This is a genomic window from Paenibacillus sp. GM2, from assembly GCF_900069005.2.
GTDB lineage: Bacteria > Bacillota > Bacilli > Paenibacillales > Paenibacillaceae > Fontibacillus.
The window spans coordinates 2570156-2591101 of sequence record NZ_LN831279.1 but is presented as its reverse complement, the minus strand read 5'-3'; the positions used below and the strand labels follow the sequence as shown (position 1 = coordinate 2591101).

Genomic DNA, 20946 nt, shown 5'->3' with positions numbered 1-20946 from the left:
AGCTATATGGGACTGGATAAAGGCGAGAAAATATTTAACGTGTTCAACGTGCTGTTCATGTTGTTCTTCGTTTCTATCATCGTATTTCCCTTAATCAACATTATTGCGCTCTCATTTAACGATGGATACGACGCGATGAAAGGGGGCATCTATCTATTTCCGCGAAAATTTACGCTTGTCAACTATGAGACGATTTTGAAGGATTCAACGATTTACCGAGCGTTTGGGGTTACGGCGGCCAAAACGGTGATCGGGGTTATTGGACACTTGGTCATCACGGGGGCTGCGGCCTACGCCATGAGCAAGCCTTATCTACTTGGCAGAAAGATATTCATCCGGATGGGCGTCATCACGATGTTCTTCTACGGCGGAATGATCCCGACATTTCTGGTTGTCAAATCGCTCGGTCTGGCAAATAGCTTCTGGGTGTACATTATCCCTGTGCTATTCAGCTTCTATGACATGATCATATTGATGAACTTTTTCAGAAGTTTGCCGGAATCGATTGAGGAATCGGCCAAGATTGACGGGGCTAACGTATTCCAGGTGTTCTTCAAAATCATTATCCCGCTGTCCTTTCCGGTGCTGGCGACCATTGCCTTGTTCCATGGGGTGTACCAGTGGAATGACTTCTTTGTGGCCAAGCTTTATGTGACAGATAAAACTTTATATCCGATTCAATATTATTTGTATCAGCTGTTAACGAGCGCTGGCGCTGCGAACACAGCCAAAGCAGGGGTATACATTTCCAAGGCATTTACGACCCAGTCTTTGCAACAAGCGACGATGATCGTTACGACCTTACCTATTATGCTGATTTACCCTTTCCTTCAGAAATACTTTATTAGCGGCATGCTTGTTGGAGGAGTTAAAGAATAATGAAAAAAGCGAGGGAGCACGTTATGAAAAAATCGATCATACTTCTGACTTTGGTTGCATTCGTAGTAGCATTGTCCGGCTGCGGCGGCAAGAAAACAAACGCAGAATTGCCGGATTCAACGATTGAAGTGAACAAGGATACACCAAGCTGGGAGAATGACAAGGCCACGGCCGAGCTTGACTGGTATATTAACTTCGACTGGTTCGCCCAGACCTGGGGCAATGATGTCTCCTCCAAGTATATTACGGAGGACACCGGGGTTAACATCACATACTTGGGCGGCAGCGACGACAAGCTCAACACGATGATGGCTTCCGGAGAGCTCCCGGACATCATTACGGTGGATGGAAGCAACCCGTTTGTTAAGGATGCGGATAAGTTCGCTATTCCACTGGACGTATTGGCAGAGAAGTATGATCCGTATTTCCTGGAAAAGGCGGCAAAGCCGGAAACCGTAAAATTTTTCACTAGAGAAGACGGTCATATTTACGGATATCCTAACTTCTCGAACACGAAGTCGGATTATGAGAAGGGCGGCATTTATGCGAACCAGGCATTCCTGGTGCGCAAAGATATTTATGAGCAGCTCGGCAAGCCGGATATGACCACGCCGGAAGGCTTCATTTCCGCTTTGGAAGCCGCTCAGAAGCTGGATGCGAAGGATGAGCTGGGTAAATCGGTGATTCCGATCGGGGTCTCTCCATTTAATGAAGGTTCGGAACCAAACGGAGTATTCAATAGAACGCTGGCCGATTTTATCGGAGTCCCTATGTTGACGAAAGACGGCAAATATTATGATCGTTATACCGATGCGGATTTTCAAAAATGGCTTAAAGTGTTCGTCGATGCCCGCCAAAAAGGGTTGACCGACCGTGACATGATTACGATGACGAAGGACGACAAGGATGCGCGGATCACGAACGGTAGTTATTTCGTTTACTTCGCTTCGGATCTGAACAGCGAGACGGATACGATGACGGTATGGGCGAATGAGAATCAAGGCAAGGAATATATCGCTGTTCATGGCCCTTCTTCAACGACAGGGAATAAGACAGCATTGCCGGGTACTTCGATCGAGGGCTGGACACAAACCTTCATTACCAAAGACTGCAAGGACCCGCAAAAAGCGATGGAATTCCTGACCTATATGGTCAGCGAGTATGGCAACGTTGTAATGAACTATGGTCGTGAAGGGGAAACTTACACGATGGTGGACGGAAATCCTGTTCTGAATGGAGATCTGCTGGAGTTCAAGCAGACCGACCCGGCTGGCTTCGAGAAGGAGATCGGTTTGACAACGCATCTGTGGGTGCAGGATAGCGCTCTGCTCTCTCGTCAAATGGGGCTGGATCAATTCCCGAAAGCATTGCAGCAAGCGAAGCAGTGGACCCTCGATTATGTGGTGCCGCAATTTGAATTAGCAGGCCTGGACGTATATCTGTCCAAGGAATCCTCCCGCAATGCGGAGAAGATCAATCAGAACTGGTCACAGACGGTCGCCAAGATTCTGGATGCCAAATCGGATAGCGAAGTGGATCAGGCGATGAATGAATTCATTAAATATCGCCAGGATAATGGTTATGATAAATTGGTGGAAGAGAGAAACAAGCAGATCGAGGTTAACGAGAAGAAGCTGGACTAATTCTGGAATAAATAAGACAAGAAGAGGACTCCCTTTGCGGGGTCCTCTTCTTGTGTATACTTTGTGATTTTATTGCACGAAATACGATTGTATTTTCCGATGTTCGCTCATTTGCGGGTCTGCGTATTTTTAATCGTACAATATGTACGAAATACACTGATTTTGCTAAGCTTGCGGGGTTAATCGCAAATTTGCAACGAAGCTAGCAAAAGTTAATTTCTCACCACATTGGGCATGTTCTTGATCATTCGCTCGTCCGGAGTAACGAATAGAGTTTTCTGATGATCATAGATCACAAATCCCGGTTTAGCCCCGCTTGGCTTGCGGACATGGCGGATCAACGTGTAGTCGACCGGTACGCTGCTGGAATGCTTGGCCTGGCTGTAGTAAGCGGATAATTGCGCCGCTTCGTTAAGCGTCGCATCACCATAGGAGTTGCTGCGAATCAGCACGTGCGAGCCGGGGATATCCTTCGTATGCAGCCATGTATCGTTCGCACTGCCGACCCGGTTCGTTACGTAGTCATTTTGCAGATTGTTCTTGCCCACGTAGATTTCAATTCCTTCGGAAGAGGTGTAGACATGCAGTGTAGGCTTGTCGTTTTTCTTCTTCTTTTTCAGCTTTTTGCTCCGGTCGCGCAGATAACCTTGCTGTACCAGCTCCTCGCGAATTTCGTCAATATCGTCGAGGGTCGCGTGGGAAAGCTGCTGTAGCAGCTGCTCCATATAGCTGATTTCCTCGCGGGTAATCTTCATTTGTTCATCGATGACCGTCAGGCTGTTTTTGTATTTATTGTATTTCTTAAAATAACGCTGGGCATTCTCCGACGGCGTCAGCAGCGGGTCCAGCTCAATCGTCTTGGTTGCCTGGTTTTCATCGTAGTAATTGATCAATTCTACGGCTTTGTCTCCCTTGCGCATCAGGTGCAGGGAGGCAAATAGCAGCTCGCCCTTAATGCGGTATTGCTCGGCATCTCCGGCTTCGGCCAAGTCCTCTTCCAGCTTGGTCATTTTCTTAATATTTTTGCTTAATTCATTGTGCAGGAAGCGCAGCAGATCGCTGGTCTTCTGCTTTACCGTATCCCTTAACGCCTTGTCGCCGTAGTATTCTTCCATGCAGTCGCTAATGGAATCATAGGTGCGCAGCTCACCTTGGATCAGCGTGAGCTTCACGGCCGAGAATATGCTCTTCCCTTTGGCATTCTCGCCGGTAACCGGCTCATAGCGATGCTCGCGAATTTGCGCCATCAGGTCGGCAAAAGTGCTCCAAAGCGCATTCGCTTTATCCATTGGCATTTCGTGAGCAGCATTGTTATCTGCGGCGGCTCCTGCGGAGTGTTCCTCCGCCTTGTCGCTTGCCCTCAGACATATCTCCTCGGCGATCAGCGGGCTAAGTCCGCTGAAGGTGGATACAAGCCAGCTTTTATCCGCGATCCCGATCTCAGCCTGCCGATAGGTATCCATGAATTGTTCCTTCACGATCTCAAGCGGATGCAGCTTATTCTGCTGCGGAGGCTCTGTATAAGCGAACCCGGGCATAACGATCCGGAAGCTGCTGATCGCTGGGGTTACATGATGAATTCCGTCCAGCTGCGTTCCCGTTGCGGGATCGAGCAAAATAATGTTGCTGTGCCGCCCCATTAATTCAATGATGATGCGCTTCAAGGATTCATCCCCGAGCTCGTCGCGCTGTCGAATGTCGATATGGATGATCCGTTCCATCTCCTGCTGGGTAATGGCTTCGATGACGCCGCTCTCACAATGCTTTCGCAGCAGCATGCAGAACATCGGGGCCTCCAGCGGATTGGGGAAGGACTGCTCGGTCATTTGCACCCGCGGATAAGTCGGGTTGGCCGAGAGCAGCAGACGCCGGTTGCCTCCTCTGGAGCGAAGTTGAAGGATAATGTCGTTATCCGTAGGCTGATGTATTTTATTGATGCGTCCACCTACACAAATCTGTAGTTCGTGAACGATGGAGCGCGTTACGATTCCGTCAAGTGCCATACCATATAATCTCCTGTCTAATAAGGTAGTTCAAAGAGTCGCTTTTAATCCCGAAGTAACTCGGGGGGAGCGTATTCGGCGTCGAATCTTGAATTCAGTCGGGCCGGGCTTAAGCGGATGCTTACGGAGTCATGTTACCTACAGTAACATCTCAGTTGCTCATGTACAAACAACGCCGGGTTGGGTCTTCCTCTAACGAAACACGGTTATCGCTATTTGAGCCAAATTGGGCTGACAAAAATTCTAACGAAACGTGGTAACGTTATTGGACCAAATTAGGGCCTTAACGTGGGGAATTCCCCAGAATAGCGATATGGTGTTTCGTTAGCTTTTATTTGCCGCTGTTTTTGCGGAAATAACGCTCCGTAGTTTCGTTAGACGCAGAAATGGCATAAACCTAGCCGGCCGGGCCTTCCTCTAACGAAACGTGGTATCGCTATTTGAGCCCAAATGGGCTGGCAAAAATTCTAACGAAACGTGGTATCGTTATTGGACCAAATTAGGGCCTTAACGTGGGGAATTCCCCAGAATAGCGATATGGTGTTTCGTTAACTTTTATTTGCCGCTGTTTTTGCGGAAATAACGCTCCGTAGTTTCGTTAGATGAATAATGGCATAAACCTGGCCGGCCGGGTCTTCCTCTAACGAAACAGGGTATCGCTATTGAGCCCAAATGGGCTGACAAAAATTCTAACGAAACACGGTATCGCTATTTGAGCCAAATTGGGCTGACAAAAATTCTAACGAAACGTGGTATCGTTATTGGACCAAATTAGGGCCTTAACGTGGGGAATTCCCCAGAATAACGATATGATGTTTCGTTAGCTTTTATTTGCCGCTGTTTTTGCGGAAATAGCGCTCTGTAGTTTCGTTAGATGAATAATGGCATAAACCTAGCTGGTCGGGCCTTCCTCTAACGAAACGTGGTATCGCTATTGAGCCCAAATGGGCTGACAAAAATTCTAACGAAACAGGGTATCGTTATTTGAGCCCAAATGGACTGACAAAAATTCTAACGAAACGTGGTATCGTTATTGGACCAAATTAGGGCCTTAACATGGGGAATTCCCCAGAATAGCGATATGATGTTTCGTTAGCTTTTATTTGCCGCTGTTTTTGCGGAAATAGCGCTTTGTAGTTTCGTTAGAGTTAGACGGACGCGTTCAACGCTGAAAATCGACTTTTTTGAGCATATCCTCGAAATCTTCAATATCTTCAATTACCTCAATTACCTCAATATCTTACTCCTCTCTATGATGCCATAACTGCAGCAAAAACTTAAGAGCTTCTTCTGTGATAATTTGGGACTGGCTGGAATACATTTACCCTAGGTGGAAAAGCCTCACGCTGTTATCGCACAAAATACGGGAGGGGAAAAAAGGAGAATGGAACAAAAAAACTGGCACCAGTGGAATGGGGAAGAGCTTCTGGAGCTGTTGAACGTGAAGCGCGAACAGGGCCTGACCCGGGATGAGGCGCAGAGGAGACGGGAAGAGAACGGCTGGAACGAATTGTCGGAGGGCAAGCGGGTATCTCCGCTGCTGCTGTTCCTGAACCAGTTTAAAGATTTCATGATGCTCGTATTAATGGGGGCCACGCTCATATCGGGAATTCTGGGCGAATATTTGGACGCCATTACAATTATTGCGATTGTGATCCTGAACGGTGTGCTCGGGTTTATTCAGGAATTCCGGGCTGAGCGCTCGCTGCGAGCCTTGAAGCAGTTGTCCGCTCCTCACGCGAAGGTTCTGCGCGACGGGACCGTCGAGCATATTCCAGCCAAGGAGCTTGTTCCTGGCGATATCGTCATCGTGGAGAGCGGGGACCGGATTCCGGCGGATGTTCGCTGGTTGTCTGTAAGCAGTCTGGATGTGGAGGAATCGGCATTGACCGGGGAATCCCATCCCGTTGGCAAGCATGCCGGGGTGCTTCGCGAGGAGGAAGTGCCGCTGGGCGACCAGAAGAACCTGGGCTTCATGGGCACCATGGTGACCCGCGGCAGCGGCAGAGGAATCGTCGTTCGCACCGGCATGGATACAGAGATGGGCAAAATCGCAGATTTGATTCAAAATACCGATTCCCAAGAGACTCCGCTGCAGCGTCGTCTTGAGCAGCTGGGCAAAATATTGATATATCTCTCACTGGGGCTCACGGTACTGGTCGTCCTCGTTGGTATTCTGCATGGACAACCGCCTGGGGCCATGTTCTTCGCTGGGGTGAGCTTAGCGGTAGCGGCGATACCCGAAGGTTTGCCGGCGATCGTCACAATTGCGCTGGCACTTGGCGTACAGCGTATGATCAAGCGCAAGGCGATTGTCCGCAAGCTTCCTTCTGTAGAGACACTGGGCTGTGCTTCGGTCATTTGCTCGGATAAGACAGGAACGCTAACACAGAACAAAATGACAGTCACTCATGTATGGCTTGAAGGGCGAGCGCTGCAAGTGACGGGTGACGGCTATGAGCCAATCGGTCAGATACTGGAGCATGGGCGATCGGTTGATCTCAAGAAAGATCAGAGCTTGCGCCGGCTGCTGCAGGTTAGCTCGCTGTGCGGCAATGCCGTGATCTATGAGGAAGATGGCGACCAGCAAGCGAAGCGCAAGGGAAAGGATCGGGAGGAAATGACTGCATCGCGTTGGGCACTAAAGGGGGATCCGACCGAAGGAGCGCTCGTTACGCTGGCGGCGAAGATGGGTTTATCTCCAAGCTCGCTCAGCAGCGTATACACTCGCGAGAAGGAATTGCCATTCGATTCTGACCGCAAACGGATGTCGGTTATCGTATCCCACCAAGGCGGCAAAATGGCGCTCGTCAAGGGAGCTCCCGATATGCTGCTGGAGAAATGCTCCTATATATTATGGGACGGCAAGGTGGTTCCCTTCACCGGGACGTTCCGTCAAAAGGTACAGGCCGCTAATGAGGGGATGGCGCGGAATGCTCTGCGTGTACTCGGGTTAGCTTACCGCGATCTAAGACCTGATGATGCGGCCGAGTCAGAAGCGGATGTGGAGTCTCAATTGATATTCATCGGACTGGCCGGGATGATCGATCCGCCGCGCCGCGAGGCACGGGAAGCGATATCGGTCTGCCGCCGTGCCGGCATCAAGACGGTGATGATTACCGGCGACCATGGTCTGACGGCGGAAGCGATCGCTGCCGATCTCGGCATTATCCCGAGAGGCGGACGGACCATGTCCGGCAATCAACTGGCTGCCCTTAGCGATGAGGAACTGGATCGTCAAATCGATCAGATTTATGTTTACTCCCGGGTTGCACCGGAACACAAGCTGCGGATTGTCAAGTCTTTGCAGCGCAAAGGCCATGTCGTAGCCATGACAGGCGATGGCGTCAACGATGCTCCGGCGATTAAGGCGGCGGATATCGGAATCGCCATGGGCATTACCGGCACGGATGTATCCAAGGAAGCCTCTTCTTTAATACTCAGTGATGACAACTTCTCCTCCATTGTGGCGGCGATCGAGGAAGGACGGAATATTTATGAGAACATCCGCAAGTTCATCCGCTATTTGCTCGCTTCCAATGTCGGCGAGATTTTAACGATGTTCTTCGCCATGTTGGCCGGGCTGCCGCTTCCGCTGCTGCCGATTCAGATCCTGTGGGTGAATCTCGTCACAGACGGTCTGCCTGCGATGGCGCTTGGCGTAGACCAACCGGAGAAAGATTTAATGGAGCATAAACCGCGCGGAGCGAAAGAGAATATTTTTGCACGTCGACTGGGCTGGAAAATTATTAGCCGCGGATTGCTGATCGGCTTCTGTACGCTTGGGGCCTTCTGGATCACATTGCATAGCGCACCGGATGATCCGGCCCAGCTAGCCAAGGCGCAGTCAGTTGCTTTCGCTACACTGGTTATGGCCCAGCTGATTCATGTATTCGACTGCCGGAGTTCACGTTCGATCTTCCATCGCAACATCCTGCAGAACCGTTACCTTGTCGTAGCTGTACTATCCTCCGTACTTCTGCTGCTCGGGGTTATGTATATCGAGAGTCTGCAGCCGATCTTCAAAACGGTTCCGCTTGGCTTCCGGGAATGGGCGCTCAGCTTCGTGGCCGCAGGCATACCGACATTCCTGCTTGGGGCAGGCAGCGTCTGGTCGGGGCGCCGTCGCAAGTATAACGGTCCAAGACAGATAATCTCGGCGAAAAGTACAAATATTCGTGCATAAAATCAATACCTTTTAGAACGCACAAAATATAGACTAACCCCATAAAGCATTGCTCTGGCAACTCAAGTCATAAGACACAAGACAGGCGACAGGGCTCTAGGGAGTGGGGTTCAAATGGAATTTACGAAAATGCATGGTCTGGGTAATGATTTTCTGGTGTTCTACGGAGAGCAGGAACTGCCGCAGAATGTCTCGGATTTGGCTATAAAATGGTGCAACCGGTATTTCGGTGTGGGAGCGGACGGTCTGGTGTTTATTTTGCCGTCTGATCAGGCTGACTATAAGATGAGAATTATAAATTCCGATGGTACAGAAGCTGAACAATGCGGCAATGCGATCCGCTGCGTCTCCAAATACGTCTATGAGGCAGGCCATACAGATAAGCTGCGGATGACATTTGAGACGCTTGGCGCCGGCGTTCAGGAGGTGCTTCTCAAGGTAGAGGATGGAATCGTTAAGAGCGTTCGGGTTGATATGGGCGAGCCGATTCTGCAAGGGACCCGGATTCCGACCACACTGGAAGGCGAGTCGGTTATTGGACAGCCGATTGAAGCTCAAGGCCAGCGGTTCAACTTTACAGCTGTCTCGATGGGGAATCCACATTGCGTCATTTACGTGGATGATGCGCCGCATTTTGAGTTGGAAACATGGGGGCCGCAGCTGGAGAAACATCCGTACTTCCCAAGGAAGACGAATGTAGAATTCGCCACCGTGACCTCGCCCGAGCGAATCGAGATGAGGGTATGGGAACGCGGCGCGGGTCCAACGCTGGCCTGCGGAAGCGGCGCATGTGCCACTTTGGTATCCTCTGTACTCAACGGGTACACGCAGCGCAAAGCCTGGGTTGGTTTGAAGGGCGGCGATCTCTATATTGAATGGAACCCTACCGATAACCATGTGTATATGACGGGACCTGCAGAAATCGTATATCAAGGTGAAATTGCATAAAATTTTGTTAAAAAAGGCCTGCGGGCCTTTTTTTGTATGAAGTTCTATCATTTCCTTATCAATTGACGAAAATTATGATAAATTAATATGAAACTAAAGCGAAAAAGGTAGTCAAGCTACCATTACTTATATCGAGGAGGGGCTCATATGAGGCCAGATCTGCGTCAAACGTGGCAAAATGAAGTATTAATCGGCGATGGAGCTATGGGTACCTACCTGCACCAGCTGGGCTTTTCCGTCGGCATTTCCTATGAGGAGATGAATTTGACCCGCCCGGAAGTGATTCAAGATGTACACCGCCGCTACATTGAAGCAGGTGCTAGATTAATAGAGACGAATACGTTCTCCGCGAATTTTTATAAATTATCCAAGTTTGGTCTGGAGGATCAGGTAGCGGATATTAACCGCGCTGCAGCCCGCATTGCCAGACAGGCGGCCGGTCCTGACATCTTTGTCGCTGGCGCTGTGGGCACGATTCGTGGTGGCAAGCGCGTTAATGTGACCGACCAGGAATTGGTCAAATACTTTGATGAACAGATGACTGCCTTGCTGACGGAGGATGTAGATGCGCTCCTTCTGGAGACCTTCTACGATCTGAGAGAGATGCGGCTTGCGCTTGGACGCGCTCGCTATCTGACTCCTTTGCCGCTCATTTGTCAGTTTGCCGTGGATCAATTGGGTAGAACGCTGGATGGCTACTCTATTGAAGAAGCTTTCGGAATTCTCCAGGCGGAGGGGGCCGATGTGCTTGGCTTTAACTGTCATTCCGGACCAAAGGGCATTATGAGCGTTATGGAGAGATTAAATGGCCCGCTGAATATGCCATTGTCTGTATTTCCGAACGCAGGTTTGGCGGATTACGTAGATGGAGAATATGTATATGGGGCTACTCCTGCATATTTTGGTGAATGTGCAGTATCATTTGCCGATTTGGGATCACGCTTGATTGGAGGGTGCTGCGGGACGACTCCAGACCATATCAAGGCTACGGCTAGTGCGCTGGCTAACTATAATCCAGCTTCATTGGCAGAAGGCCGTCCGCTTCCAACTGTTCTTGAATCGATTCAGGTACTTGAGCGTGAACTGAATAATAGGGACAATGGGCGGGCGGACAATACTCCAAATATCGTAGATCAGGTGAAAGAGCGGCACACGGTGATCGTGGAGCTGGATCCTCCGCGGGATCTGGATACAAGCAAGTTTATGGCCGGGGCCAAAGCTCTAAAAGAAGCGGGAGTCGATGCCTTGACACTGGCTGATAATTCTCTGGCTGTGACAAGGATGAGCAATATGGCGCTTGGCTCGCGCGTACAATCTGAGCTTGGACTGCGGCCGCTTATTCATATTGCCTGCCGCGATCGCAACCTGATCGGCACACAGTCGCACTTGATGGGATTTGATGCTCTCGGTATAGATCATGTTCTGGCTGTGACGGGGGATCCGGCCCGCTTTGGGGATTTGCCGGGGGCCAGCTCGGTATACGACCTCACCTCCTTCGAGATTATCCGCATGATCAAGCAGTTAAATGAAGGTACTGCCTTCTCGGGCAAGCCGCTTAAGCATCGCGCCAACTTTGTAATCGGCGCTGCTTTTAACCCGAATGTGAAGCATCTGAACAAAGCTGTAGAGCGGCTTGAGAAGAAAATCGCTTCGGGTGCGGATTACATTATGACCCAGCCGGTCTATGATCCTGAACTGATCGTTGCGATTCGTGAGGCGACCGCCCATCTCGACATTCCGATCTTCCTTGGTATTATGCCGCTGGCCAGCGGCAAAAACGCCGAGTATCTTCATAATGAAGTTCCGGGCATTACGCTGCCTGAATCCGTGCGCAAGCGGATGGAGGGGCTTCAGGGGACAGAGGGTCGTGCTATGGGCGTAGAGATTGCCAAGGAACTGCTTGATACAGCAATGCAGCAATTTAACGGCATTTATTTGATGACTCCTTTCATGTTCTATGAAATGACTGTAGCTTTGACAAATTATGTTCACGAGAAGTCGATGCACCGTGCTTCCCACTTGTCTCGTTCATAATTATCAATTACAATAGGGTAACGGATGTGATGTTCATGTCTCACAGTATGACTGGGTACGGTGGTTCCGCCAGACATTATGGCGGTTATAACATTCAATTTGAGATTAAATCTGTCAATCATCGGTATTCCGAGGTTGTGCTTCGGATGCCCCGAGAGTGGACTTGCTACGAGGATAAGCTGCGGCGGTTAGTTCAGGAGCACGTGAAGCGCGGCAGAATTGACGTGTTCATAAGCAAGGAACGGGAGGATGACAGTTCCTTGCCTTTTGTACTGAACCGTCCGGTTATTGAGGCTTATATACAGGCGAACGAAGAGCTGAAGCGGCATTACGGCATTGACTCTTCGCTCACCGCTAAGGATTTGCTCGCGCTGCCTGATGCGGTGATCGCTCCCGATCCATTGCTGGACGGAGCTGTCACCGGTGAACAGTGGGAGTCGGTTCTTATGGAAGGCCTTGAAGAAGCGCTGGATGGGCTTATCGCGATGCGAGAGCAGGAAGGGCTTCATCTGGTCTCTGATATAGAGCAGCGTGTAAACAGGCTGCAGGAGATCCACACCGACATCGTCAGATTGGCGCCAGAAGTAGTTGTGGACTACCGTAATCGGCTCAAAGGGCGACTCGCCGAACTGTTGGAGGGGGCTTTTGATGAACAGAGATTCGCGATGGAGGTCGCCGTATTTGCGGATCGTTCCAACATCGACGAAGAGCTGATTAGATTGAAGAGCCACTTCGAGCAGTGCCGCGGATTATTGCAATCGGAAGGGCCGGTTGGACGGAAGCTGGATTTTTTGATACAGGAAATGAACCGGGAGACGAATACGATTGGTTCCAAAGCCAATCACCTGGCTCTGGTCAACCGTGTAGTCGAGATGAAAGCAGAACTGGAGAAGATTCGTGAACAAGCGGCTAATCTCGAATAGCGTAACTAAGAGTAAGTGCTCAGAAGCGTCTTTTTGAGCTACCTCTCAGAGTCAAGTAAATTAGGGGGAAAAACCTGGATATGGCAGCGATTAAACTTATTAACATTGGCTTTGGCAACATCGTATCAGCGAACCGAATCATTTCAATTGTGAGTCCTGAGTCTGCCCCAATCAAGCGGATTATTCAGGAGGCAAGAGACCGCCATATGCTGATCGATGCGACCTATGGACGTCGTACGCGCGCGGTAATTATTACCGACAGTGATCATGTCATATTGTCGGCGGTGCAGCCGGAGACGGTTGCTCATCGCTTATCCACCAAAGATGATGACAACGACGAGTAAAATGGAGAGAACTATGGCTAAAGGTTTATTAATCGTATTATCAGGGCCGTCCGGTGTAGGTAAAGGGACGGTCTGCAATGAGTTGCGGGCTAGAATGCCTGAGCTTGTCTATTCCGTGTCCGCCACGACGCGCCATCCGCGCCTGGGGGAAGAGAACGGGGTTAATTATTTCTTCAAGACCCGCGAGCAATTTATGGAGATGATCGAGAAGGATCAATTGCTCGAATACGCGGAATATGTAGGGAATTATTATGGTACTCCGCGTGATTTCGTTGAGGAGACGCTCGAGAGCGGCCGCGATATCATTCTTGAAATCGAGGTGCAGGGCGCGCTCAAGGTGAAGGAGAAGTTCCCGGAGGGCGTGTTCGTATTTTTACTTCCTCCTTCCTTGGATGAATTGAAGGATCGCATTCAAGGGCGGGGAACGGAGAATCAGGCGACGATCGACCATCGCATGTCGGTTGCGGCTGATGAGATGAGATTGCTGGAACAATATGATTACGCCGTAGTTAATGATGAGATTGATCATGCCTGCAGAAGGATTGAGGCTATCATTACAGCGGAGCATTGCAAAGTAAGAAAACCTGCCGATATCTAATATTCGGTAGACGAGTCTAATAGAAGAGGTGTGTTGCTTCATGCTATATCCATCCATTGACAAGATGCTTGGCATCGTTGGTAGCAAGTATTCCCTAGTCGTAGCGGCTTCCCGGAGAGCTAGACAGCTTAGAGAGGGCTCCAAGAGCGATCTTGAGCAGCCAAGATCCCATAAGCAAGTCGGTATCGCGTTAGAGGAAATTTACGGCGGTTTCGTCAAGCTAAAACCGGAAGTTGAAGAACCGGCAACAATCGAGAAATAAAATAGATCGACCTCGTGGTCATATGTTGATTTTGAACAACCTCTAGTTACAACCGCGAGGTTGTTATTTTTTTCTGCTCATATAGGTTATGACTGATTACTGATCCCTTGTAAGACAAAGGGAGTTTGACTTCGTATAACTTGAAAGCGGGGGATAGGACGATGTTAATCGGCAAAAAAATATTGCTTGGCGTTACAGGGGGAATCGCTGCATTCAAGGCGGCTTCGCTCTGCAGTATGCTTGTGAAGCAAGGGGCAGAGGTTCGTGTCATAATGACCGAATCGGCTACGAAATTCATTAGCGAGCTGACCTTACAGGCCTTATCCAAAAATGCTGTATACACCGATACCTTTGACGAGAAGAAGCCGGAGGCCATCGCCCATATTGAACTGGCCGACTGGGCCGACCTGGTGCTGGTTGCCCCGGTTACGGCGAATATGATCGGCAAAATGGCTGCCGGCATCGGAGACGATATGTTGTCGACGACTCTACTGGCTGTCACCGCGCCGATTATGCTTGCTCCGGCGATGAATGTGCATATGTATACCCACCCGGCTGTATCGCGAAATATGGCAGAGCTTAGGTCGCGCGGTGTTCATATGATTGAACCGGGCGTCGGCTTGCTTGCCTGCGGATATACGGGGAAAGGGAGAATGGAAGAGCCCGAAGCGATTGTTGAAGAAGTGAATCAGTTTTTTAAGCGTCAATCTATAAGGGCTGATCTTCCGCTTGCCGGCAAAAAGGTTGTCGTAACCGCTGGAGGAACCATCGAGCGCATTGACCCGGTCCGGTACATTACGAATGACTCTTCAGGCAAGATGGGATTTGCTGTCGCTAAGGCTGCGCAGGAGCTGGGTGCTGACGTCACCCTGATCGTCGCCCGTACGCAGGTGGCCCCTCCGCTGAATATCAATACGGTGCATGTGGAATCGGCAATGGAGATGTATGAGGCTGTCGTCGCCATATGGCAGAACACAGATATTTTAGTGAAGGCAGCTGCCGTTGCGGACTATCGGCCAAAGAGCCCGGCACAGCAAAAAATTAAGAAATCGGGTGACGCTCTACAGCTGGAACTCATTAAAAATATTGATATTCTGCAGACGCTTGGTCAACAAAAGACATCGCAGTTTCTGATTGGATTCGCAGCTGAGACGGAGAATCTGGAGCAGTATGCCATGGATAAGCTGCAGCGCAAGAACTGTGATCTCTTGATTGCCAATGATGTAACCCAGGCGGGAGCGGGCTTTGGCATCGATACAAATATCGTGAAAATTTATGATGCACAGGGACTGGTGAAGTCGCTGCCTATGATGACCAAGGAGGAGACGGGTCTCCATATTATGGAGCTCGCTGCGGAACGACTGGCGGGAGCTGGCAAATGAACTGCAAAATCGCTAGAGTGATCGTCGACGTTCCAAGCCGCGGCACGGATCGCCCCTTCGATTATATTATTCCGGATACGATGAAAGACTGGATCGAGATCGGCAGCAGGGTGGGCGTTCCCTTTGGTCATCGAACAGTCCAGGGTTTCGTTATTGATCTCCGGCCCGACTCCGAGCTGAATTTCGCACGCATGAAGCCGGTTCAGGAGCTGCTGGATCTGATGCCCCCGCTTCCGCTTGATCTCGTTAAGCTGGCCGAGTGGATGAGCCATAGGTATGCTTGCAGTATGATCTCTGCGCTACAGGCGATGATACCTACAGCACTTAAAGGTAAAGCCGAGAAATATATTCAGCTTCAGGAGGAGTTAGACCCTGCGGATGAGGACCAGACGGAGGAAGCTTTGTACGCGTCACCTCCGCTATTAACTGGCGAGGAAGAGCAAATCGTCGCTTACATTAAAGCGAATGGTTCCGTTCCGATGACGACGGCTCATCTGAGTGCCCAATTTGCCGGCCAGGGAGAGACTATCAAAGGCCTGCTGCGGGCTGGCGTGCTGACGGAGACACAGATGATCAAGGATAAAGTCCGCAAGAAGACCATCAAGACGGTGAAAGCCACGGTCGGCGGAGAGGCGGCGGAGGCGGCGCTCGCTTCCTTCAGCGCGCAGGCGCGCAGGCAGAAGGAAGTTCTGGAGTTCTTGCTTGAGGTTGGGGTAACGATATCCCTGCAGGAATTGCTAACCACGCTGGGCGTTACGGCGGGAACCGTCAAGAAGCTGGCCGAGAAAGGCTTTGCGCTTATTGAGGACGCCGAAGTGTTTCGCGATCCTTATCAGAATCGTCGTTTCAAACGAACCGAGCCGCTGCCGCGAACGTCGGAGCAGGAGCTTGTCTATAATAAAATTAGTGAAGTGCTGGATAGAAGATTATATGGTGCTTTTTTATTGCATGGAATTACCGGAAGCGGGAAGACAGAAGTTTATATGCAGACGATCGAACGCTGCATTTCGCTTGGACGCCAGGCGATTGTACTGGTGCCGGAAATCTCGCTGACCCCGCAAATGGTAGAACGTTTCAAGGGGCGGTTCGGCAATAAGGTTGCTGTGATGCACAGCCGTCTGTCTACCGGAGAACGTTATGATGAGTGGCGGAAGATCAGGGAGGGACGCGTGCAGGTGGCTATCGGTGCCCGTTCCGCTATTTTCGCCCCTTTCTCCGATCTCGGATTGATTGTTATGGACGAGGAACATGAGACCTCCTACAAGCAGGAAGAGACGCCTAAATATCATGCTCGAGACGTGGCGATTCGCCGGGCCAGGCAGCACCAGGCTGCTGTTATTCTCGGCTCGGCAACCCCATCGCTGGAGAGTTACCACGCAGCCAGATCGCTCGATAATGAACATTATGCGCCGATGCTGCTGGAGATGAATGCACGCGCTTCGGGCAGCATGCTGCCAAGTATACAGATTGTGGATATGCGGGAAGAATTGCGAGAAGGGAACCGCTCGATGTTCAGCAGACAGCTCCATGCCGGAATAGAGGCCAGACTTGAGCGCGGTGAGCAAAGCGTCTTATTCCTGAACCGCCGCGGCTTTTCGACATTTGTGATGTGCCGTACCTGCGGATATGTGGCCGGCTGCCCGGATTGTGATATCTCGCTTACCTACCATCAGAAGTCGAACAATTTGCGCTGTCATTATTGCGGTTATGCCGTGCCTGCGCCTTCGGTATGTCCAGAGTGCGGCAGCGAGCATATCCGCTATTTCGGAACCGGTACCCAACGGGTTGAGACCGAGCTGTCCAAGCTGTTTCCAGGGATCCGGGTTATCCGTATGGATGTAGATACAACGACGGAGAAGGGCTCGCATGAGAAGCTGCTGCAGACTTTTCGCGAGAAAAAGGGCGATGTGCTGTTGGGGACGCAAATGGTCGCCAAAGGGCTGGATTTTACGGATGTTACATTGGTAGGCGTTATCGCTGCAGATACTTCGCTTAATTTTCCGGACTTCCGGTCTGCAGAGAAGACTTTTCAATTGCTGACGCAGGTGGCCGGACGGGCTGGGCGTCACCAGCTTCCGGGCGAGGTTGTGATCCAGACCTATATCCCCGATCATTATTCGATTGTCCATGCCAGCTCGCATGATTACAACTCTTTTGTACGTGAGGAGCTGCTGCATCGCAAGGCGCTGCATTATCCGCCGTATAGCCGCTTGATTCTTGTAACGCTGTCCCATGAGAAGCTGCCGTTATTGCTGCGAATGGCGGAGAATTTCACGGCGAATTTGCGAGGTAAGGCTCAGCAGCTGGGCTGGTTCGGCAATATGGACCGCTTTACGAGAGATGTTCTGGACATCCTTGGTCCGGTCGCCTCGCCGATTCCGCGGATCAAGAACCGCTACAGATTTCAATGTATGGTGAAGTATCGCGGTTCGCTGGATGCGGCAGAGCTGGTGCGCAGTGTGTCTGAGGCCATGCTGAATGATATGCGCGACTCGTCATTTCAGATCAGTATTGATGTGGACCCGCAGATGCTGATGTAATTATATAAAGGCGGTTGGATGAAGCCAGGGAATGAGGAGCGGAGCGTACGAAGTTTGTACGTATTGGAAGTCCCGAGTGAATTCAAGATTTGATGCTGAATAGGCTACTTTGATATACTTCGTGATTTAAAGCGGGATTTTTGAACTACATATAAAAGGATGGTGTGTGGGTATGGCATTGCGGATTATCGTCCAAGAACCGGATGAAGTGTTGCATCAGGTCGCCAAAGAGGTTAAGAAAATTACTCCAAATGTACAGAAATTGCTGACCGATATGGCGGAGACGATGTATGATGCCGAGGGTGTCGGGCTTGCGGCGCCGCAGGTGGGGATTCTGAAGCGGGCTATTGTCATAAATGTTGGCGATGAGCACGGACTTATTGAACTGATTAACCCTGAGATCGTCAGCAAAGAGGGGGAGCAATTTGGACCCGAGGGCTGCTTGAGCATCCAGGGATTGCGTGGTGATGTGCGCCGGGCGCAGACAGTTACGGTTAAAGGCCTCGACCGTAATGGCAAAGAGGTTACATATACAGGGTCGGATTTGTTGGCAAGGGCTTTCCAGCATGAAATTGACCATCTGAACGGTGTTCTCTATACGGATGTTGCGGAAAGAGTATATGAAATTACCCCTGAGGGTGAAGAAAAGGTGTGAGGAATGACGATGAATATCGTATTTATGGGGACGCCTGCTTTTGCAGTTCCGTCTCTGGAGGCTCTGATTGCAGAAGGCTATAACGTTGTTGGTGTTGTGACTCAGCCGGATCGTCCGCAAGGTAGGAAGAAGGTACTAACTCCGACTCCGGTAAAAGAAGCAGCATTGCGGCACGGACTTCCCGTGCTTCAACCGCAGAGAATGCGGGCGCCGGAAGCTGTGGAGGAACTGGCTGCGCTGCGTCCTGATCTGATCGTTACGGCCGCTTACGGACAGATTTTGCCTAAGGCCGTGCTGGATTTGCCGAAGTATGGTTGCTTGAATGTGCATGGGTCCCTCTTACCCGCTTACCGCGGGGGTGCGCCGATCCAACGCTCGATCATCAACGGTGAGAAGGAGACCGGTGTTACGCTGATGTATATGGCAGAAGGCCTGGATACAGGGGATATGATCGAGAAGGTTGTCGTTCCGATCGAGGATGAGGATAACTCGGGCACGATGTTCGAGAAATTAAGCCTTGCCGGGGCGAAGCTGCTGATGGAGCAGCTGCCGCTGATCCTGAACGGTACCGCCAAGCGGATTCCGCAGAACGATGAGGAAGCCTCGTATGCTTCCAATTTATCGCGTGAGGATGAGCGGATTGATTGGACGGCTTCGTCCCGTGAAATTTTCAATCGGGTTAGAGGCCTGGTACCATTCTCGGGCGCATTTACGCTATGGAACGACGAAGTATTCAAGATCTGGTCGGTAGCTAAGCCAACCAGTACAGGCTCCGCATCGGCTGCCGGGGTAGCTCCCGGGACAGTGCTTGAGCTGTCCGAGCGGGGGATCGAAGTGAAGACCGGCGATGGATCGGTTTGGTTGACCCGTATTCAGCCCGCTGGGAAGAAAGCCATGGAGGCCGCTGAATTTATTCGCGGTGGTATCATGAAGAAGGGCGCGGTATTGTCATGAGCGATATGAAAGGCCACTCCGGCCAGGCTGGCAGCGACAAGAAAAGGCAGGGGAATCAATCTGGAGCTGGCAAGGGGGCGCATGCCGGCAAAAGAAACAACAAAGCGCAGCCTACAGCGCGGGATACCGCTCTGGATGTGTTGACCGCTGTAGAACAGGAGGGGGCCTACAGCAACTTGCTATTAAATGGAGCGCTGCAGAAATCCGGGCTTACCGGTCCTGATGCGGGTCTTGCTACAGAGCTTGTATACGGCACCATATCGCGTCTCAATACAATTGATTACTTTCTGGAGTCCTTTGTCAGCAAAGGGATGGCCAAGCTTCAGCCCTGGGTCAGAAATTTATTGCGGCTAAGCTTCTATCAGCTGTATTATCTGGATCGAATTCCGCCCCATGCGGCAGTGAACGAGGCTGTGAATATCGCAAAACGCCGTGGTCATCAAGGGATATCCGGAATGGTGAACGGTGTGCTGCGAAATGTGCTTCGTCGCAAGGCGGAGTTGTCCTTGCCTGGCGATCTTTCTTCGGCGGCACGGATCTCGCTTGCTTACTCCCATCCGGAATGGCTTGTCTCACGTTGGATTGAGCAGTATGGAGAAGCTGTTGCGGAAGCGATCTGCCTCGCGAATAATGAGCCTCCGTCCGTCAGTATCCGTGTGAATTGTTCGCGGACGAGCCGCGAAGAGATGTTGGCTGTTATGAAAGAGCGGGGGCTAGAGGTTGCTCCGTCCCCTGTATCACCGGACGGGATATTGGTATTAAGCGGCGGCAACATGGCGCTGACAGAATGGTATAAGGATGGGCTTATCTCGATTCAGGACGAGAGCTCCATGCTTGTTGGCGCGGCTGTTCAGGCCATACCGGGTATGAAGGTGCTTGATTGCTGCGCAGCTCCCGGAGGCAAGACATGCCATATCGCTGAACGGATGGAAGGCCGCGGTCATGTGATTGCCAACGATATCCATACGCATAAGGCAAAGCTGATCGATGATCAGGCAAGGCGGCTTGGGCTTGACCCAGTTGAGACAATGACCAGCGATGCGGCCCAACTTTCCGAGCGATTCGCGGCCGAGTCATTCGATCGTATTTTACTGGATGCTCCATGTTCAGGCCTGGGCGTAATTCGCCGGAAGCCGGATTTGAAGTGGACGAAGACACCTGGCGATATTACAGAGATTAACGCGATTCAACGTACCCTATTAGACGCGGTGTGCGGGCTGCTAAAGCCGGGGGGAGTGCTGGTCTATAGCACCTGTACGATTGAGCGAAGCGAAAATGCGGCCATGGTAGATGCATTTCTACAGCGCCATCCGGAATTTTCGCTTGCTGAGGATATGCCGGAGAACTGGCCAGCCTTGCAGGAAGCGAGCGCCAGGGAGAAGACCGGGTTGCAGATCCTGCCTCAGGACTATCATTCTGACGGATTTTACATCGCTCGTCTTGTGAAAACCTCAATCTAAGCGGCGGTCTATACTTAATCTTTGCAAAATCCCTGAAATTACTATATACTGGAATCGGTGAAGCACACTTCTAATTATTGCTTTAAGCGATAATAGGGGTGTGCTTTTTGCTGCGTAAGCCCCTGTTAAGGGCTT

Annotated in this window: 15 protein-coding genes; 14 read left to right on the top strand and 1 reads right to left on the bottom strand. The window is 50.9% G+C overall.

Translation table 11 applies throughout. From position 1 onward, the window contains the following. The first annotated feature begins 6 nt into the window (after nucleotides 1–6). Nucleotides 7–879: a carbohydrate ABC transporter permease gene (locus tag BN1360_RS21530; RefSeq protein WP_068781925.1), complete on the top strand. Its 873-nt coding sequence runs from the start codon at nucleotides 7–9 to the stop codon at nucleotides 877–879. Then, entirely contained in the window at nucleotides 879–2522 is a 1644-nt protein-coding gene (locus BN1360_RS21525; RefSeq protein ID WP_068781924.1) for a type 2 periplasmic-binding domain-containing protein, read from the top strand. Before BN1360_RS21530 ends, BN1360_RS21525 begins: the two co-directional genes overlap by 1 nt. Nucleotides 2523–2734: 212 nt before the next feature. On the opposite strand, the gene BN1360_RS21520 is transcribed toward BN1360_RS21525, so the two are convergent. Further along, nucleotides 2735–4525, bottom strand: a complete 1791-nt coding sequence (locus BN1360_RS21520; protein WP_068781923.1) for an Rqc2 family fibronectin-binding protein — start codon at nucleotides 4523–4525, stop codon at nucleotides 2735–2737. Nucleotides 4526–5909: 1384 nt separating this feature from the next. On the opposite strand from BN1360_RS21520, the gene BN1360_RS21515 reads away from it, so the two are divergent. The 12 genes from BN1360_RS21515 (at nucleotide 5910) to rsmB (ending at nucleotide 20811) form a co-directional block, all read left to right on the top strand. Further along, nucleotides 5910–8711 carry a calcium-translocating P-type ATPase, SERCA-type gene (locus BN1360_RS21515; protein ID WP_068781922.1) on the top strand — a complete coding sequence of 934 codons (2802 nt, stop codon included), beginning with the start codon at nucleotides 5910–5912 and terminating at the stop codon, nucleotides 8709–8711. 114 nt (nucleotides 8712–8825) lie between these two features. Further along, complete coding sequence (dapF, locus tag BN1360_RS21510; protein ID WP_068781921.1) at nucleotides 8826–9659, top strand: diaminopimelate epimerase; 834 nt, start codon at nucleotides 8826–8828, stop codon at nucleotides 9657–9659. A gap of 147 nt (nucleotides 9660–9806) precedes the next feature. Beyond that, a complete protein-coding gene (locus BN1360_RS21505) occupies nucleotides 9807–11693 on the top strand; it encodes a bifunctional homocysteine S-methyltransferase/methylenetetrahydrofolate reductase (protein ID WP_068781920.1) in 1887 nt (628 codons plus the stop codon). A gap of 35 nt (nucleotides 11694–11728) precedes the next feature. Then, a complete protein-coding gene (locus BN1360_RS21500) occupies nucleotides 11729–12616 on the top strand; it encodes a YicC/YloC family endoribonuclease (RefSeq protein WP_068781919.1) in 888 nt (295 codons plus the stop codon). Nucleotides 12617–12696: 80 nt separating this feature from the next. Further along, complete coding sequence (remA, locus tag BN1360_RS21495; protein ID WP_068781918.1) at nucleotides 12697–12960, top strand: extracellular matrix/biofilm regulator RemA; 264 nt, start codon at nucleotides 12697–12699, stop codon at nucleotides 12958–12960. A gap of 13 nt (nucleotides 12961–12973) precedes the next feature. Next, nucleotides 12974–13558, top strand: a complete 585-nt coding sequence (gmk, locus tag BN1360_RS21490) for a guanylate kinase (protein ID WP_068781917.1) — start codon at nucleotides 12974–12976, stop codon at nucleotides 13556–13558. A 40-nt stretch (nucleotides 13559–13598) separates the two neighbouring features. Continuing rightward, the gene (gene rpoZ, locus BN1360_RS21485) at nucleotides 13599–13820 is read left to right on the top strand and encodes a DNA-directed RNA polymerase subunit omega (protein ID WP_068781916.1); all 222 of its coding nucleotides are present in this window, start codon (nucleotides 13599–13601) and stop codon (nucleotides 13818–13820) included. A gap of 161 nt (nucleotides 13821–13981) precedes the next feature. Next, complete coding sequence (gene coaBC, locus BN1360_RS21480) at nucleotides 13982–15202, top strand: bifunctional phosphopantothenoylcysteine decarboxylase/phosphopantothenate--cysteine ligase CoaBC (protein WP_068781915.1); 1221 nt, start codon at nucleotides 13982–13984, stop codon at nucleotides 15200–15202. Then, a complete protein-coding gene (gene priA / locus BN1360_RS21475; RefSeq protein ID WP_068781914.1) occupies nucleotides 15199–17742 on the top strand; it encodes a primosomal protein N' in 2544 nt (847 codons plus the stop codon). Before coaBC ends, priA begins: the two co-directional genes overlap by 4 nt. Nucleotides 17743–17914: 172 nt before the next feature. Continuing rightward, nucleotides 17915–18397: a peptide deformylase gene (gene def / locus BN1360_RS21470; RefSeq protein WP_068781913.1), complete on the top strand. Its 483-nt coding sequence runs from the start codon at nucleotides 17915–17917 to the stop codon at nucleotides 18395–18397. A gap of 9 nt (nucleotides 18398–18406) precedes the next feature. Then, nucleotides 18407–19351 carry a methionyl-tRNA formyltransferase gene (gene fmt / locus BN1360_RS21465; protein WP_068782513.1) on the top strand — a complete coding sequence of 315 codons (945 nt, stop codon included), beginning with the start codon at nucleotides 18407–18409 and terminating at the stop codon, nucleotides 19349–19351. Next, nucleotides 19348–20811, top strand: coding sequence for a 16S rRNA (cytosine(967)-C(5))-methyltransferase RsmB (gene rsmB, locus BN1360_RS21460; protein ID WP_420707917.1), 1464 nt, complete (start codon nucleotides 19348–19350; stop codon nucleotides 20809–20811). The genes fmt and rsmB overlap by 4 nt, the downstream gene beginning before the upstream one ends. Nucleotides 20812–20946 lie beyond the last annotated feature (135 nt).

What these genes read in the sequence shown, in the direction of transcription:
- BN1360_RS21500 (WP_068781919.1), top strand. Translation starts at nt 11,729, where the DNA reads ATGTCTCACAGTATGACTGGGTACGGTGGTTCCGCCAGACATTATGGC.
- gmk (WP_068781917.1), top strand. Translation starts at nt 12,974, where the DNA reads ATGGCTAAAGGTTTATTAATCGTATTATCAGGGCCGTCCGGTGTAGGT.
- rsmB (WP_420707917.1), top strand. Translation starts at nt 19,348, where the DNA reads ATGAGCGATATGAAAGGCCACTCCGGCCAGGCTGGCAGCGACAAGAAA.
- priA (WP_068781914.1), top strand. Translation starts at nt 15,199, where the DNA reads ATGAACTGCAAAATCGCTAGAGTGATCGTCGACGTTCCAAGCCGCGGC.
- coaBC (WP_068781915.1), top strand. Translation starts at nt 13,982, where the DNA reads ATGTTAATCGGCAAAAAAATATTGCTTGGCGTTACAGGGGGAATCGCT.
- fmt (WP_068782513.1), top strand. Translation starts at nt 18,407, where the DNA reads ATGAATATCGTATTTATGGGGACGCCTGCTTTTGCAGTTCCGTCTCTG.
- BN1360_RS21525 (WP_068781924.1), top strand. Translation starts at nt 879, where the DNA reads ATGAAAAAAGCGAGGGAGCACGTTATGAAAAAATCGATCATACTTCTG.
- BN1360_RS21520 (WP_068781923.1), bottom strand. Translation starts at nt 4,525, where the DNA reads ATGGCACTTGACGGAATCGTAACGCGCTCCATCGTTCACGAACTACAG.
- rpoZ (WP_068781916.1), top strand. Translation starts at nt 13,599, where the DNA reads ATGCTATATCCATCCATTGACAAGATGCTTGGCATCGTTGGTAGCAAG.
- BN1360_RS21530 (WP_068781925.1), top strand. Translation starts at nt 7, where the DNA reads ATGGGACTGGATAAAGGCGAGAAAATATTTAACGTGTTCAACGTGCTG.
- def (WP_068781913.1), top strand. Translation starts at nt 17,915, where the DNA reads ATGGCATTGCGGATTATCGTCCAAGAACCGGATGAAGTGTTGCATCAG.
- BN1360_RS21505 (WP_068781920.1), top strand. Translation starts at nt 9,807, where the DNA reads ATGAGGCCAGATCTGCGTCAAACGTGGCAAAATGAAGTATTAATCGGC.
- dapF (WP_068781921.1), top strand. Translation starts at nt 8,826, where the DNA reads ATGGAATTTACGAAAATGCATGGTCTGGGTAATGATTTTCTGGTGTTC.
- BN1360_RS21515 (WP_068781922.1), top strand. Translation starts at nt 5,910, where the DNA reads ATGGAACAAAAAAACTGGCACCAGTGGAATGGGGAAGAGCTTCTGGAG.
- remA (WP_068781918.1), top strand. Translation starts at nt 12,697, where the DNA reads ATGGCAGCGATTAAACTTATTAACATTGGCTTTGGCAACATCGTATCA.